This is a genomic window from Streptomyces sp. NPDC000410, assembly GCF_040300305.1.
Classification (GTDB): domain Bacteria; phylum Actinomycetota; class Actinomycetes; order Streptomycetales; family Streptomycetaceae; genus Streptomyces.
Genome location: NZ_JBEPDM010000008.1, coordinates 74,413 through 88,884 on the forward strand (window position 1 = coordinate 74,413; position 14,472 = coordinate 88,884).

The 14,472-nt window shown below is 70.4% G+C and carries 19 protein-coding genes; 8 read left to right on the forward strand and 11 right to left on the reverse strand.

The genetic code is table 11. The features are described from left to right. Positions 1–26: 26 nt before the first annotated feature. Positions 27–716 carry a DedA family protein gene (locus ABT342_RS12600; protein WP_351571211.1) on the reverse strand — a complete coding sequence of 230 codons (690 nt, stop codon included), beginning with the start codon at positions 714–716 and terminating at the stop codon, positions 27–29. A 136-nt stretch (positions 717–852) separates the two neighbouring features. Here ABT342_RS12600 and ABT342_RS12605 point away from each other — a divergent pair, with 136 nt between their 5' ends. From ABT342_RS12605 to gad, 3 genes are all read left to right on the forward strand, one after another. Further along, positions 853–1,218, forward strand: a complete 366-nt coding sequence (locus ABT342_RS12605; protein ID WP_351571563.1) for a YbjQ family protein — start codon at positions 853–855, stop codon at positions 1,216–1,218. Between the two features lie 84 nt (positions 1,219–1,302). Continuing rightward, a complete protein-coding gene (locus ABT342_RS12610; protein ID WP_351571214.1) occupies positions 1,303–2,574 on the forward strand; it encodes an ion channel protein in 1,272 nt (423 codons plus the stop codon). A 64-nt stretch (positions 2,575–2,638) separates the two neighbouring features. Continuing rightward, a complete protein-coding gene (gene gad / locus ABT342_RS12615; RefSeq protein WP_351571217.1) occupies positions 2,639–4,063 on the forward strand; it encodes a glutamate decarboxylase in 1,425 nt (474 codons plus the stop codon). A 6-nt stretch (positions 4,064–4,069) separates the two neighbouring features. Here the strand turns inward: gad and ABT342_RS12620 are convergent, their stop codons facing one another. Continuing rightward, positions 4,070–4,711, reverse strand: coding sequence for a PadR family transcriptional regulator (locus ABT342_RS12620; RefSeq protein ID WP_351571220.1), 642 nt, complete (start codon positions 4,709–4,711; stop codon positions 4,070–4,072). Positions 4,712–4,752: 41 nt separating this feature from the next. Between ABT342_RS12620 and ABT342_RS12625 the strand changes: the two genes are divergently transcribed. After that, positions 4,753–5,472 (forward strand): bleomycin resistance protein, encoded by a 720-nt coding sequence (locus ABT342_RS12625; RefSeq protein ID WP_351571223.1) that lies wholly within the window; start codon positions 4,753–4,755, stop codon positions 5,470–5,472. A gap of 7 nt (positions 5,473–5,479) precedes the next feature. On the opposite strand, the gene ABT342_RS12630 is transcribed toward ABT342_RS12625, so the two are convergent. The 3 genes from ABT342_RS12630 to ABT342_RS12640 form a co-directional block, all read right to left on the reverse strand. Beyond that, positions 5,480–6,022: a DinB family protein gene (locus tag ABT342_RS12630; RefSeq protein ID WP_351571226.1), complete on the reverse strand. Its 543-nt coding sequence runs from the start codon at positions 6,020–6,022 to the stop codon at positions 5,480–5,482. Between the two features lie 142 nt (positions 6,023–6,164). Continuing rightward, positions 6,165–7,622 carry an aldehyde dehydrogenase family protein gene (locus ABT342_RS12635; protein WP_351571229.1) on the reverse strand — a complete coding sequence of 486 codons (1,458 nt, stop codon included), beginning with the start codon at positions 7,620–7,622 and terminating at the stop codon, positions 6,165–6,167. A gap of 63 nt (positions 7,623–7,685) precedes the next feature. Continuing rightward, positions 7,686–8,549 carry a Sco1979 family transcriptional regulator gene (locus ABT342_RS12640; protein ID WP_351571232.1) on the reverse strand — a complete coding sequence of 288 codons (864 nt, stop codon included), beginning with the start codon at positions 8,547–8,549 and terminating at the stop codon, positions 7,686–7,688. Between the two features lie 315 nt (positions 8,550–8,864). On the opposite strand from ABT342_RS12640, the gene ABT342_RS12645 reads away from it, so the two are divergent. Beyond that, complete coding sequence (locus ABT342_RS12645; RefSeq protein ID WP_351571235.1) at positions 8,865–9,350, forward strand: ATP-binding protein; 486 nt, start codon at positions 8,865–8,867, stop codon at positions 9,348–9,350. Positions 9,351–9,405: 55 nt separating this feature from the next. On the opposite strand, the gene ABT342_RS12650 is transcribed toward ABT342_RS12645, so the two are convergent. The 5 genes from ABT342_RS12650 to rpmG form a co-directional block, all read right to left on the reverse strand. Beyond that, the gene (locus tag ABT342_RS12650) at positions 9,406–9,645 is read right to left on the reverse strand and encodes a DUF397 domain-containing protein (protein WP_351571237.1); all 240 of its coding nucleotides are present in this window, start codon (positions 9,643–9,645) and stop codon (positions 9,406–9,408) included. A 405-nt stretch (positions 9,646–10,050) separates the two neighbouring features. Next, complete coding sequence (gene rpsR, locus ABT342_RS12655; protein ID WP_351571239.1) at positions 10,051–10,293, reverse strand: 30S ribosomal protein S18; 243 nt, start codon at positions 10,291–10,293, stop codon at positions 10,051–10,053. A 1-nt stretch (position 10,294) separates the two neighbouring features. Next, on the reverse strand, positions 10,295–11,434 hold the full coding sequence (locus tag ABT342_RS12660) for a CobW family GTP-binding protein (protein WP_351571242.1): 1,140 nt from the start codon (positions 11,432–11,434) through the stop codon (positions 10,295–10,297). After that, the gene (locus tag ABT342_RS12665) at positions 11,434–11,688 is read right to left on the reverse strand and encodes a type B 50S ribosomal protein L31 (protein WP_351571245.1); all 255 of its coding nucleotides are present in this window, start codon (positions 11,686–11,688) and stop codon (positions 11,434–11,436) included. Before ABT342_RS12665 ends, ABT342_RS12660 begins: the two co-directional genes overlap by 1 nt. Before the next feature lie 32 nt (positions 11,689–11,720). Continuing rightward, positions 11,721–11,885: a 50S ribosomal protein L33 gene (rpmG, locus tag ABT342_RS12670; protein WP_043238828.1), complete on the reverse strand. Its 165-nt coding sequence runs from the start codon at positions 11,883–11,885 to the stop codon at positions 11,721–11,723. Positions 11,886–11,937: 52 nt separating this feature from the next. Here rpmG and rpmB point away from each other — a divergent pair, with 52 nt between their 5' ends. The 3 genes from rpmB to ABT342_RS12685 all read left to right on the forward strand — a co-directional run bounded on the left by rpmB (position 11,938) and on the right by ABT342_RS12685 (position 13,062). Beyond that, complete coding sequence (gene rpmB, locus ABT342_RS12675; RefSeq protein WP_351571566.1) at positions 11,938–12,174, forward strand: 50S ribosomal protein L28; 237 nt, start codon at positions 11,938–11,940, stop codon at positions 12,172–12,174. Then, entirely contained in the window at positions 12,174–12,479 is a 306-nt protein-coding gene (gene rpsN, locus ABT342_RS12680; RefSeq protein ID WP_351571249.1) for a 30S ribosomal protein S14, read from the forward strand. Before rpmB ends, rpsN begins: the two co-directional genes overlap by 1 nt. A 70-nt stretch (positions 12,480–12,549) precedes the next feature. Continuing rightward, positions 12,550–13,062 carry a hypothetical protein gene (locus ABT342_RS12685; protein WP_351571252.1) on the forward strand — a complete coding sequence of 171 codons (513 nt, stop codon included), beginning with the start codon at positions 12,550–12,552 and terminating at the stop codon, positions 13,060–13,062. Between the two features lie 226 nt (positions 13,063–13,288). On the opposite strand, the gene ABT342_RS12690 is transcribed toward ABT342_RS12685, so the two are convergent. After that, the gene (locus ABT342_RS12690) at positions 13,289–14,467 is read right to left on the reverse strand and encodes a DUF2786 domain-containing protein (protein WP_351571569.1); all 1,179 of its coding nucleotides are present in this window, start codon (positions 14,465–14,467) and stop codon (positions 13,289–13,291) included. Positions 14,468–14,472 lie beyond the last annotated feature (5 nt).

A 14,472-nucleotide genomic window follows, 5' to 3' on the forward strand; every position in this document is an offset into this window, starting at 1 on the left:
GGGGGAGAGCCGAGCCCTCAAAAGAATCAGCGCTTGGCGTGGCGGCCGCGCGGGGCCTGCTGCTGCGCCTCGGCCGAGCCGTTCGCGGCTTCCTTCTTGCTCTTCGAGCGGGCCCGCAGGAACTCGATGGCGATCGGGACCACCGAGATGAGCACGATGGCGATGAGGATCGCCTCGATGTGCTTGTGGACGAACTCGACGTTGCCCAGCGCGGCGCCGAGCAGCGTGACGCCCGCGCCCCAGAGCACGCCGCCGATGATGTTGAACGTGATGAAGGAGCGGTAGTTCATCCGGCTCACACCGGCGATGATCGGCGTGAACGTCCGCACGATGGGCACGAAGCGGGCCAGGACCAGCGACTTCGGGCCGTACTTCTCGAAGAACTCGTGCGCCTTCTCCACGTTCTCCTGCTTGAAGAGCCGGGAGTCCGGGCGCTTGAAGAGGGCCGGGCCGACCTTGCGGCCGAAGAGATAGCCGACCTGGTCGCCGATGATCGCGGCGAGCACGACGAGCGTGCAGACCACCCAGAGGGGCTGCTTGATCACATCGGTCGTCACCAGCAGACCGGTGGTGAACAGCAGCGAGTCGCCCGGCAGGAAGAATCCGATCAGCAGACCGGACTCGGCGAAGACGATGATCAGCACGCCGATCAGACCGAACGTCGTGATCAGGTAATCGGGGTCCAGCCAGCTCGGTCCGAGCGCAAGGGTGTTCACGAGGTCCGGGCTCCTGAGGTGATAGTCGATCGGCGTGTCGGCTGCCCAAAGCTATCAACGCATTCTGAACGTGTCGGGTTCCAGTGGCCACCCTCTCGGGATGCGGGGTGAGCGGACCGGCACGAAGCTGTGCCCCATGGGCATCGAGGATTACGGCGGCGGGCAGGGCCCGCACTCCGATGTGCTGGTCGTCACCACGAACGACGTCCCCGGCTTCCAGGTCCAGCAGGTGATCGGCGAGGTCTTCGGCCTGACGGTGCGCTCACGGCATCTGGGCAGCCAGATCGGCGCCGGGCTGAAGTCGATGATCGGCGGCGAGCTGAAGGGCCTGACGAAGACGCTCGTGGAGACCCGCAATCAGGCCATGGACCGACTGGTCGAGCAGGCGCGCTCGCGGGGTGCGAACGCCGTGCTGATGTTCCGCTTCGATGTGACGGAGGCGGCGGACGTGGGGACCGAGGTGTGCGCGTACGGCACGGCCGTGGTGATCGCCCGCACCTGAGGTGGCCGTACATGCCGTACGCGAGACAGCCACACATGAGGGTATTGGCCGCATTTGCCGGATTCATCCGGCTATCTTGAGGCCGTGACGACGACCGACCACGTTCCGGCGGCCACCCCGGCGCGCGCGCTGCTGCCGCTGATCGTCCCCTCGCTCGTCGTCGGCGTCGCCTCCAGCCTCGTCCTGCTCGCCGTGAACGTCGCCTCGGAGAAGCTCAAGGACGTCCTGTGGGAGACCCTCCCGGACGCGCTCGGGATCGGCGGGTACTCATCCCTCTGGATCATCACCGTCCTCACGGCGACGGGCATCGCCGTGGGGCTCGTGGTGTGGAAGGTGTACGGGCACGCCGGCCCCGACCCCGCCACCATGGGGCTCGTCGATCCGCCGATCCCGCCCTCGGCGGTGCCGGGGCTGCTGCTGGCGGCCGGGCTCGCGCTCGCCGGCGGGGTCAGTCTCGGCCCGGAGAACCCCATCACCGCCGCGAACATCGCGCTCGCCGTCTGGCTGGGCCGCAAGGCCATGCGCGGCTCGTCCGCGGAGCTGTGGGTGATGCTGGCCGCCGCGGGCACGGTCGGGGCGCTCTTCGGTACGCCCGTGGCGGCGGCGCTGATCCTCACCGAGACGATGACCTCGCGGCCGGGCCCCGGCTCGCTCTGGGACAAGCTGTTCGGCCCGCTCATCGCGGCGGGGGCCGCGGCCCTGACGACCGTACTGATCGCCCATCCGACGTTCGACCTGTCACTGCCCGATTTCTCCGGGTCGCGCTGGGGGGACGTACCGGCGGCACTCGCGGTGTCGTCGCTCGGGGCACTGGTGGGCCTGGCGGCCGTGTACGCCCTGCCGTACGTCCACGCGGCCTTCCGCAAGCTCCGGCACCCGGTGCTGATGATCGGCCTGGGCGGGCTGGTGCTGGGGCTGCTCGGGGCGCTGGGCGGGCAGCTGACGCTGTTCAAGGGCCTCGACGAGGTGAAGGAGCTGGCCGCCGATCCCTCGGGCTACTCGTCCGGGCAGTACGCGCTGATGACGGTGGTCAAGCTGGCCGCGCTGACGGTCGCGGCGGCGTGCGGCTTCCGGGGCGGCCGGATCTTTCCCAGCATGTTCGTCGGAGTCGCCCTCGGGCTGGGCGTCAGCGCGCTCGTGCCCGAGGTGCATCCGACGCTCGGGGTGGTCTGCGCGGTGCTCGGCGTGCTGCTGGCGGTGACCCGGCAGGGCTGGCTGAGCCTGTTCACCGCCGCCGTGCTGGCCGCCGACCCGCACGTGCTCCCGCTGCTGTGCGTCGCCTCGCTGCCGGCCTGGCTGCTGGTGACCGGGCGCCAGCAGATGCAGCTCCGCGACGACGGCACACCACTGCGCTGAACCGAGAGCCGAACCAAAGGCCGAACCAACAGCCGGAACGAACCGACCCGAAAGGTGCTCAGGCATGGCTCTGCACAAGGGCGGCACACGCCGCGAGGAAACCGAGGAGCTGCGCAGGCTCTCCCTCAACCCCTTCTACGGGGAGGCCAACCCGCTCGGTGACATGACCGCCGCGCCGCCGAAGCACCGGCTGCCCGACGGGCCGATCCCGCCCTCTACGGCGTACCAGCTGGTCCATGACGAGCTGATGCTGGACGGCAACTCCCGGCTGAACCTCGCCACGTTCGTGACGACGTGGATGGAGCCGCAGGCCGGGGTGCTGATGGCGGACTGCCGCGACAAGAACATGATCGACAAGGACGAGTACCCGCGGACGGCCGAACTGGAGCGGCGCTGCGTCGCGATGCTCGCCGACCTCTGGCACGCACCCGACCCGGCGTCGGCGGTCGGCTGTTCGACGACCGGGTCGAGCGAGGCGTGCATGCTCGCGGGGATGGCGCTCAAGCGGCGGTGGTCCGTCCGCAACGCCGGCCGGTACCCGGGCGCCGGTGCCCGGCCGAATCTCGTCATGGGTGTCAACGTGCAGGTCTGCTGGGAGAAGTTCTGCAACTTCTGGGAGGTGGAGGCGCGGCTCGTACCGATGGAGGGCGACCGCTTCCATCTCGACCCCCAGGCGGCGGCCGATCTGTGCGACGAGAACACGATCGGTGTCGTCGCCGTCCTCGGCTCGACCTTCGACGGGTCGTACGAGCCCGTCGCCGAGCTCTGCGCGGCGCTGGACGCGGTTCAGGAGCGGACCGGCCTGGACATCCCGGTCCACGTGGACGGGGCGTCGGGCGCGATGGTGGCGCCCTTCGTGGACGAGGACCTGATCTGGGACTTCCGGCTGCCGAGGGTCTCCTCGATCAACACCTCGGGGCACAAGTACGGACTGGTCTACCCGGGTGTCGGATGGGCGCTGTGGCGCTCGCCCGAAGAGCTCCCCGAGGACCTGGTCTTCCGGGTCAACTACCTGGGCGGCGACATGCCGACGTTCGCCCTGAACTTCTCCCGGCCCGGCGCGCAGGTGGCGGCGCAGTACTACACCTTCGTACGGCTCGGCCGCGAGGGCTACCGGGCCGTTCAGCAGACGACGCGGGACGTGGCGTGCGGCCTGGCGGACCGGATCGAGGCCCTGGGCGACTTCCAGCTGCTCACGCGCGGCGACCAGTTGCCGGTCTTCGCCCTGACGACGGCGCCGGATGTCACGAACTTCGACGTCTTCGACGTGTCGCGGCGGCTGCGGGAGAACGGCTGGCTGGTGCCCGCGTACACCTTCCCGGCGAACCGGGAGGACCTGTCCGTCCTGCGCATCGTCTGTCGCAACGGCTTCTCGGCGGATCTGGCGGAGCTGCTCCTGGAGGACCTGCGGCGGGTGCTGCCGGAGCTGCGGCGGCAGACGGAGCCGCTGGGGCGGGACGAGTCGGCCGCGACGGCGTTCCATCACTGAACACGGTCAGGTCGCGTCCCCGGCATGCGGCACCCCCGTCGCGTACGGGTTCTCCTCCCCCTCCCGCAGCACCCCCACGAAGGGCTCCCCCTCCCCCGCGAAGGTGTACGCCCCTCCCTCGATCCGCTCGATCAGGCCGCGCGTCCACTCGGCCCCAGCGTCCGCCGAGTGGAGCCACATGTGCATGATCTCGCCGATGTGTCCGAGCTGCTGCGGCCCCTCCTGCGGGGTGTAGTAGTCGGTGACCGACGTCCGCCACTGCTCCAGGCGTCGCAGCCGCTCCCGGAGCAGCTCCACGGCCTCGTGCCGCTCCAGGTCGACCATGAAGCCGACGCCCGCCGACAGCACGTCCATCTTCTGGTCGTACGAGGTCAGCGCCTCGCGCAGCAGCGTGAGGAACTCCGCGGTGCCCTTCTCGGTGATCTCGTACTCGGTGCGCGGCGGACCGCCGGCCGTCGACGGCGCGATCTCGTGGGCGTACAGGAGCCCCTGCTTCGCCATCTGCTTCAGCGCGTGATAGATCGACCCGGGCTTGGCGTTCGACCATTCGTGCGCGCCCCAGTACTCCAGGTCGTTGCGCACCTGGTAGCCGTGCGCCCGGCCGTGCTGGCGCACGGCCCCGAGGACGAGCAGGCGGATCGCTGACATCAGCCGTTCCCTTCTAATCAACTTTGACTAGACTACCGCGCATGACCGAGAAGACCATCCCCATGCTCCCGTGCCAGACGATCCAGCCGGTGGTCGACTTCTACACCGCCCTGGGTTTCGAGACGACTTTTCTGCAGAAGAGCCCGTACCCGTACGCGATCGTCCAGCGCGGCCCCGTGGAGCTGCAGTTCTTCGGCATGAAGCGGTACGACCCCGCGGAGTCCTACTCAGGCTGCTACATCCTCACCGACGACGTCGACGGGCTGTACGAGACGTTCCGCGCGGGGCTCAAGGAGGCCTACGGGAGGATCCCGAACCGCGGGCTGCCCCGTATCGGGCCGCTCAAGAACATGTCGTACGGCGTACGGCAGTTCGTCATGGCCGATCCGGGCGGCAACAGCATCCGGATCGGCCAGAAGACCTCCGAGGACATGAGCCACCGCCCCGTGCCCAAGGAGCCCTTCGCCCGCGCGCTGCACCTGGGGACGCTCTTCGCCGACTCGAAGGAGGACCTCCCGGGCGCGGCGAAGATCATCGACCGAGTGCTGCAGCCGGCGGACGAGCAGCCCACTCCCGTACAGCACGTGCGGCTGCTGATCCTGCGCGGGGACATCGCCCGGCGGATGGACGACGACGGCCTGGCACGGGAGCTGCTGGAACGGGCACGGGCCGCCGAGCTCCGGCTCACCGAGGAGGAACGGGAGTCGGTGCGCGACGACCTGACCCGGCTGGCGGAGCTGCGGGCGGACACCGGCTTCTAGGGGGCGCCTAGCCCCGGCCGCCCTCCAGGGCCACCAGGTCGAAGGCGCCCTTGCCGTCGAGCGACTCCCGGATGACGTCCGCGTGGCCCGCATGCCGGCCGATCTCCTCGACCAGATGCAGCATCAGCCAGCGCATCGAGACCGCCCCCTCCTTGGGGAACCACGGCGCCTCGGGCAACGGGAAGGTGTCGTCCAGGCTCGGCACCGCGCGGATGAACTCCTCGGTCTCCTTCGCCACCCCTTCCCAGAAGGCGAGCGTCTCCGGGACCGTCTCCCCGTCGACCAGCCGGAAGCTGTCGCCCCACGTCTCCTGGGTCCGCGCGCGCTCGTTCGGCCGCTGCTGCGCGAGGCGCAGCCAGTTCAGCTCGGCCTCGGCGACGTGCTTGAGCAGCCCGGACAGGGACAGCTCGCTGGCGCTCGGCCGGCTCGCCGCCTGCTCCTCGGTCAGCCCGAGCACGGACCTGCGGATCGCGCCGCGCTGCGCCTCGACAAAGTTGATGAGCGCGCCGCGCTCGTCGCCGTGGGCCTCCGAGGGAACGTGAGTGACCATGATGTCCGCCTTCCAGTGAGTTCTGGTGAGATCCAGTGAGATCCGGTCGGATCCGGTGAGATCTCCCGCCGCCCTGACACCTCACACGCTACGGACCCTTGCGGTCAGCTTCTGTCCTCAAGCCCACGAACCGCCGTGAGGTCTACAGCGGAAATCGCGGTCGGCCGTGCTGCACGGAGACCCACTTCTGGGTGGTGAACGCCTCCACCGTCGCATCGCCGTTGAGCCGGCCGGTCCCGGAGAGCTTCTCTCCGCCGAAGGGCACCAGCGGCTCGTCCTGGATGGTGGAGTCGTTCACATGGAACATGCCGGTGGCGATCCGCCGGGCGAACCGCACGCCCCGCTCCACGTCCCGCGTGTGCACGGCGCCGCTCAGCCCGTACGGACTGTCGTTGGCCATCCGTACGGCCTCTTCCTCGCCCTCGAAGGACACGAGCAGCGCCACCGGGCCGAAGATCTCCTGCCGCAGCAGCGGCGAGTCCTCCGGCAGACCCGCCAGCACGGTCGGCTCGACGAGATTGCCGCGCGTACGCCCCCGCACGAGCGCGGTCGCACCGTCCGCCAACGCCTGGTCCACGAGGCCGGAGAGCGCCTCCGCCTGGAAGTTGTTGATGACGGGGCCGATCTGGGTCTCCGGGTCGCGCGGGTCACCGGTCCGCAGCGCCGACACCTTCTTGGTGAACTTCTCGGTGAACTCCGCCTCCAGCGAACGGTCCACCAGTATTCGGTTGGCGGCCGTGCAGACCTGCCCCTGGTAGATGAAGCGGCTGAACACCGCGGCGTCCACGGCGTAGTCGACATCGGCGTCCTCGAGGACGACCAGCGCGCTGTTGCCGCTCAGTTCCAGGATCGAGCGCTTGAAGTGGCTTCCGGCTATCGCGCCGACATGGCGGCCGACCCGGTCGGAGCCGGCGAAGGAGATCACCTTGGGGACGGGGTGCTCGATGAGCGCGTCGCCGATCTCGGCGATATCGGTGACCAGGACGTTCAGCAGGCCGGGCGGCAGCCCCGCGTCCTCGAAGATCCGCGCGATCAGCCCGCCGCCGACCACCGGGGTGTTCTGGTTGGGCTTGATGACCACCGCGTTGCCGAGCGCCAGCGCGGGCGCGACCGACTTGAGGGTCACCAGGAAGGGGAAGTTGTACGGGCTGATGACGCCTATGACGCCGACGGGCAGGCGGTAGAGGCGGTTCTCCTTGCCGTCCACCGGGGAGGGCAGGATCCGGCCCTCGGGGCGCACGGCCAGCTGTATCGCCTCGCGCAGGAACTCCTTGGCGAGCCGGACCTCGTACAGCGCCTTCAGCCGGGTCCCGCCGAGTTCCTCGATGATCGCGTCGATGATCTCGTCCTCGCGCTCCTCGGTGATCCGCAGGGCGCGTTCGAAGACGAGTCTTCTGGTGTACGGATTGGTCTCGGCCCAGGAGCGCTGCGCGCGGTCCGCCGCCCGGTAGGCCTGGTCTACCTCGGCGACCGTGGCCACGGTGATGGCGGCGAGCTTCTCACCGTTGTACGGGTTGAAGTCGATGATGTCCCACGAGCCGCTGCCGGTCCGCCACTCGCCGTCGATGTACTGGTGGGCCAGTTCGGTGAAGAAGGACATTCGATCCCTTACTGCAGGCGCAAACGGTGCAGAGTCCTGATGGAACGTCATCGTACTGTCGTATTACGTGAGTTGAAGGAGACCGCGGAGGAGGTCCCGGCTCTCGGCAGGACCCGGACTGTCCTCCTGGAGGCGCTCCATCACCCGTTCGTACTGTGCTACCTCTTCACGCTTGTCGAGGTACAGGGCGCTGGTCAATTGCTCCAGATACACGATGTCGGAGAGGTCCGACTCCGGGAAGCGCAGCATCGTGAACGCCCCGGACTCACCGGCGTGGCCGCCGAAGCTGAACGGCATCACCTGAAGGGTGATGTTCGACTGCTCGGAGATCTCGATCAGATGCCGCAACTGGCCCTGCATCACGGACCGGTCGCCGTACGGCCTGCGCAGCGCGGCCTCGTCCAGCACGGCGTGGAAGCGCGGCGCGCGCTCGGAGACGAGCGCCTTCTGCCGCTCCAGGCGCAGCGCGACCCGGCGGTCGATCTCGGCGCGCGGCGCGTGCGGCATACCGCGCGAGACGACCGCGTGCGCGTACGCCTCGGTCTGCAGCAGTCCGTGGACGAACTGGACCTCGTAGATACGGATGAGCGAGGCGGCACCCTCCAGGCCGATGTACGTCTGGAACCAGCCCGGCAGCACATCGCCGAAGCTGTGCCACCAGCCCGCCACATTGGCCTCCCGGGCGAGGCCGAGCAGCGAGTCGCGCTCCGCCTCGTCCGTGACGCCGTAGAGCGTGAGGAGGTCCTCGACGTCCCTGGCCTTGAAGCTCACCCTTCCCAACTCCATACGGCTGATCTTGGATTCGGATGCGCGGATGGAGTAGCCGGCGGCCTCGCGGGTGATGCCGCGCGACTCCCGGAGCCGCCTCAGCTGTGAGCCCAGCAGGATGCGCCGCACCACACTGCCGCTCGACTCCACTGCGGTCACGTCTCCAACCCTCCCCTTCGCTTCGGTGTCACGGAGTACCCCCGAACCCCGAGCCCCGGATTCTGCCACCAAAACGCTTCAGCCCGTACTCATTCGATTACGGAAATGGGAAGGCTTTGGGAAGGGAGCGAAAGAAGCGCGAGGAAGAAATGAGCGTGAACCGGCACGGGGCGGGACAGGGCGGGCGCGTGCACGTGCATCTGCCCTTGCATCTGCCTACCGCATTCGGAACCATGGTCCCCGCGCACCTGCGTACTCGTTCGTGCTCGTTCGTGTTGTAGCGCCACAGCCGCGATTCCCGGGGGAGTGCCTCGCATGGGGACGAATGGATCGACCATGCTCGAGCCGTTACGGCAGGGGCTTCCGCCTATCGATCCCGCGGCCGTCTCCAGCTCCGCCTCCTGCGCCCTGCCCGCACGCTACGAAGCCGTGCGCGGCGCCCGGAAGTTCACCAGCAGGACGCTGACCCAGTGGGAGCTGTCCGACCGTTTCGACGACGTCGCCCTCGTCGTCTCCGAACTCGTCACGAACGCGCTGCGGCACGCCCTTCCCGCGGACACCCCGCGCGAGCAGGAACCGGCCGTACGGCTGCATCTGATGCGCTGGACGAGCCGGCTGGTGTGCGCCGTGCGCGATCCCAGCCAGGAGAGTCCGGTCGAGGGTGAGGCCGAGGACTCCGCCGAATCCGGCCGGGGCCTGTTCCTCGTCGATTCCTTCAGCGACAGCTGGGGCTGGCACCCGCTGACCGGCCCGCTGACCGGGAAGGTCGTCTGGGCGATGTTCCGCCTGCCCTCGGAGTGACGACGGCTCGGCGGTACGACCCTGTTGAGCCCCCGGCCCTTATGAGGGCCGGGGGCTAGCTCTTTGCCAGATGGTCGAACTCCCCATCCTTGACGCCGAGCAGCAGCGCTTCTATCTCCGCCGGCGTATAGACCAGCGCGGGCCCGTCCGGGTAGCGCGAATTGCGCACCGCAACGTCCCCACCAGGCAGTTTCGCGAACTCCACGCATGAGCCCTGGGAGTTGCTGTGCCTGCTCTTCTGCCAGACGACCCCGTGAAGCTCTGTGGCCGCCATGCCGTTGTACACGTCGTGCACAGGTCGCTCCCCGAGTTACAAGGTGCAAGTGTCAACTGTCCCGGATCATAGCTGTGTTCATATGCCGATGCATGAGCAGATGCACGTGCACGCGGGGTGGTTCCTCGGTTACAGCCGATCCGGCGGGCGGGGTCGTCCGGATCGAAACCCTCGTGCATGAGAAAGAGACGCGCTCCACGCCGTTCCGGCTCCCGGGTTCAGGCAATTGTCCGGTGCGCGCCCCCTCGGGTCCCGGCCGCCCCGGCGGACGCGGAGCATCCGCTCCCGCCCCGGAAACGGGACCGGCCTCCCGGAACACCCTGAGGTGTTCCGGGAGGCCGGTCGCGCCGAGGACCTCGGCGTCTTCGTTGTCCCCCGGGGTGACCGCCGGACCACCCCGGGCAGCTATGTCCCCCGCGCGCCGCGTCAGCGCGCCGACGACGCGTACGGCAGCAGCGCCATCTCCCGCGCGTTCTTGATCGCACGCGCGAGCAGACGCTGCTGCTGCGCCGACACCCGGGTGACCCGGCGGCTGCGGATCTTGCCGCGGTCCGAGACGAACTTCCGCAGGAGGTCGGTGTCCTTGTAGTCGATGTATGTGATCTTCGCCTGGTCCAGGGGATTCGGGCGGGACTTGACCGGCGTGCGGTCGGAGCGGCGCGGGGCCACGTCATACCTCCAGGAGGGAATCGAATGCCGGCGGCAGGCGCTTCCACGCCTCCGGCCCGGCGGCGTACTCGGCATCGGTCAGCAGGCAGGACTCCAGGAGCTCCGCCAGCCCGTCGCGGTCGAGCCCAGGCGACGTGAAGACCAGGTGCTGGCAGCAGTCCCCGTGCTCGGGGTGCCAGTCCAGGGCGGCCGCGGCGCGGCGCACCGGCGGGACCATCTCCCAGGCGGCGTCCGGCAGCGACGCCAGCCACGGGCCCGCGTTCTCCACGCAGAGCGCGCCGCCCGCCGCGTCCCAGGCCAGCAGGGTGTCCGGCCGGTCGGCCAGCCAGAACCGGCCGCGGCTGCGGGCCGCGGCGCAGGTCAGATCCTCCAGGGCCGCGTACAGCCGCTCCGGGTGGAAGGGCCGGCGCCGGTGCCATACGTACGTACCGACACCGCACTCGTCCGCCTCCTGCGGCAGCAGCGCGCAGGCCGGATGCTGCGCGGCGGCCGCCGCCTCGACGTCGAAGCCCGCCAGCGCCGCCGCGGCCAGCTCGCCGCTGCCCACCGGGACCCGGCGGGCGGTCGGGTGGAGCTGCGCCAGCAGGGCCCGGTCCTCGGCGTCGGCCTCCTCGCTGTCGACGACGGCGAGGACCGGCGCGTACTCCAGCTGCCGCGCCCATGTGTCGGCGACGGTGCGCTGGTCGCTCGCGGCGGCGGCGAGCCCCACGTCGCCCAGGTCGTCGCCGTTGCCGAGGTACGGCAGCAGCAGCGCGGGGTCGACGGCGGTGATCACGGCCGTGATCTCCAGCCGGTCCCCGTGGGCGGCGACGACCTCGGCCATCGCCTTGGGCTCGACGGAGTCCCACAGCTCGACGATCGCGAGCCGGGTGAGCCCGCCGTCGGCGAGCCGCTCCAGCTCGGGGACGAGATCCTCGCGCAGCGCGCAGCAGGCGCAGTCGTTGACGAGCGGCGCCTCACCGGTGGACAGCACGCCGGTGGCATCGCGGACGGTACGGACGACCGTGCCCCGCGCGGCCGCCGCGAGGTCGTGGTGGAGCGCGACGCTGCCGGGGACGGTGGCCAGCAGCTTCTCCACCGTGGCGGTACGGGCGTCCGCGTGCAGTCCGCCCACCAGGGCGACAGGGAGCCTTCCTTCCATCAGCGGGCCTCGCGTCGCCCGTAACGCCGCTCGAAGCGCTCCACGCGTCCGGCCGTGTCGAGCACGCGCGCCGTCCCTGTGTAGAAGGGGTGGCTCACGTGGGAGATCTCCACGTCGACGACGGGGTAGGTGTTGCCGTCCTCCCATTCGATCGTCTTGTCGCTGGTGATCGTGGAGCGGGTGAGGAAGGCGTAGTCGGCGGCCCGGTCGCGGAAGACGACGGGGCCGTAGGAGGGGTGGATTCCGGGCTTCATGGCGGCAGGGCTCCTCGGCGGGCTCAGCGGGTTCAGCGCTCTTCGCGGAAGTCGACGTGCCGGCCGGCGACCGGGTCGTACTTGCGCAGCGTCATGCGGTCGGGGTCGTTACGGCGGTTCTTGCGGGTCACGTACGTGTAGCCGGTCCCCGCCGTGGACCGGAGCTTGATGATCGGGCGTAGTTCGTTGCGGGCCATGGGGCTAGTATATGGAAATGATTTCCATTACCAAACGAAGGGGTGTGTGACGTTGTCGGCACACTGCCAGCTGACCGGGACCAAGCCCGGCTTCGGCAACACCATCAGCCACTCCCACCGGCGCACCTCGCGGCGGTTCGACCCCAACATCCAGAAGAAGCGCTACTGGCTGCCGAGCGAGGGCCGGTACGTGCGGCTCACGCTCAGCGCGAGGGCGATCAAGACGGTCGACAGCATCGGGATCGAGGCCGCGGTGGCCCGCATCCGCGCCCGGGGAGTGAAGGTCTGATGGCGAAGAAGAGCAAGATCGCCCGCAATGAGCGGCGCAAGGCCGTCGTGGAGCGCTACGCGGCGCGGCGTGCGGAGCTGAAGGAGATCATCCGCAGGCCCGGTACGTCCGAGGCCGAACGGAACGCGGCACAGGCCGAGTTGCGCCGGCAGCCGCGTGACGCGAGCGCGACGCGGGTGCGCAACCGGGACAGCGTGGACGGCCGGCCGCGTGGATTCGTCGGCAGGTTCGGGCTGTCGCGGGTCCGGCTGCGGGAGCAGGCGCACGCCGGATTCCTGCCGGGAGTCACGAAGTCGTCCTGGTGAGGCGCCCCGTGGCGGGCGGGTCGCGCTGGTAGCTTGGCGCGGTCCCGCAACCGACCAGAGGGAAGAACAGGTGCACAAGCTCGTACGTACCGGTGCGGTCGCGGCGGCGGGTCTCGCCGCCGCCCTCGCGCTGACCGGCTGCGGCGGCGACGCCGCGGACAAGGAGAAGGGTGCGAGCGCCCCGCCGAGCGCGGCGCCCGGAGGAGCCGGCTCCGGATCCGGAGCCGACTCCTCCGGTGAGGCCCCCGACATCGAGGGGACCTGGTCCGGCCTGTCCAAGGACGGGGTCGTCGCCCTGTCCGTCTCGGACGGACGCGCCGCGCTCATCGCCGGGCAGAGCATCTGCGACGGCACGGTCACGGCCGCGAAGCCGCAGACGCTGTCGCTGAAGTGCGACAACGGCAACACCGACCGCACGCAGGGCACCGTCGAGTCCAGCGACGGCAAGCGCCTCGTGATCTCGTGGAGCGGTGGGGCGAAGGACACGCTGGCGCGGACGGAGCCGGGTGACGGCGGCACGCTGCCGGGCCTGCCGACGGGGCTGCCGTCCCAGTACCCGACGGACCTGGTCCCGCAGTCCTGAGCGGTGGCCGGGAGCGCGGTTCTGAGCGGTGGCCGGGAGCGCGGTCCTGAGCGGTGGCCGGGTGCGCCGTCCTGAGCGGTGGCCGGGCCCAGCGTCGCGAGCGGTGGCCAGCCCCCTTCTGAGCGTGGTCGGACCCGCCGTCGTGAGCGGTGGCCGGGCACGCCGCCCTGAGCGGCGGCCGGATCCGCCCTCCTGAGCGTGGCCCGGCCCGCCGTCCCTGTACGCGTCAGTCGGGGCGGCGGGGCCGGCCGCGCAGTTCGTCCCGTGCCCGGCCCGGCATGTGGGCCGTGTCGGCGGCCGTGGTGCCGTGCTCCCAGCCCGAGAGGTCGGTGGCGCCGCGAACGCGGGTGGTGACCGTGGACGGGAAGAGACGGTCCGCGTGGTCCGTGACCGCGACGTCGCGGGCGGCGAGGACCGGCAGCAGGCCGCCGTCGTCACCGCCCGTCCCCCGCGCCGCCTCCGCCTCCTGTGCCGCGTGCTCCTTCGCCGCGGCGAGGCGGTCGCCGATGCGGTGGGCATACGCCAGCAGGAAGGACTGCCGGAAGGTCTTGGTCCGCTTGCGGCCGCCCGCGCGCTGGCCCGCCTCCGCACGGGTCATCGCCGCCGTGCCCTGCACCAGCAGCGAGGTGTAGAGCAGCTCGACGGCCTCCAGATCGGGCTCGAAGCCCACCACCGTGGAGAAGCCGAATCCGCTGTTCCAGACCGTGCGGCAGCGGTTCGCCGAGGCGACGGCGTGCAGCAGGATCGCCTTGGCCTCCTCGTACGGGGCGTCCACCCCGATGCGGCAGGCCCCGGGCACGTCCGCGCGGTGGGTGCGCGCCGCGAGGAGCGCCTCGTCGATGCTGTACCGCGCCATCAGCTCCTGCGCCTTCGCGGTGAGCGCCTCCGCCTCCTCGGGGAAGCCCGTGGCCTCCGCCTTGGCGAGCAGGCCGCGGATCCGGGTCAGCATCCGGGGCTCGTGCGGCGACGCGGGCGGCAGCCCAACCGTCCCGCCGCCCGGCACCGGGCCGACCGGTTCGAGCGCGGGCAGCCGTACGAGGAGCCGGTACAGCTCCAGAACGGCCGTCGCGTACGAGAACCGGTCCATGGCGGGCGGCGCCTCCGACGGCAGTGCGGCCAGCTGGTCCGCCCAGCGCGGCGGCAGGGCCCGCGCCCCGCCGTAGCGCCGTGTCTCGCCCGCGATCAGCGCGGCGGCCAGCCGTACGTGGACGTCGTCGAGGTCGCGGCGGACGATCCGTACGACATCGGCGGGCTGCCAGCCGCGCTCCCAGGCCCGGCGCACGAATTCCTCGCCGCGCCGGGTCAGTTCCGCGTCGGCGGCCGGGTCGGCGGCCAGCAGCGAGGCGCCGGTGTCGAGCGCGTCGTCGTCATCGGCGTACAGCGCCCCGCCGAGCGCACGCTCCACCACGT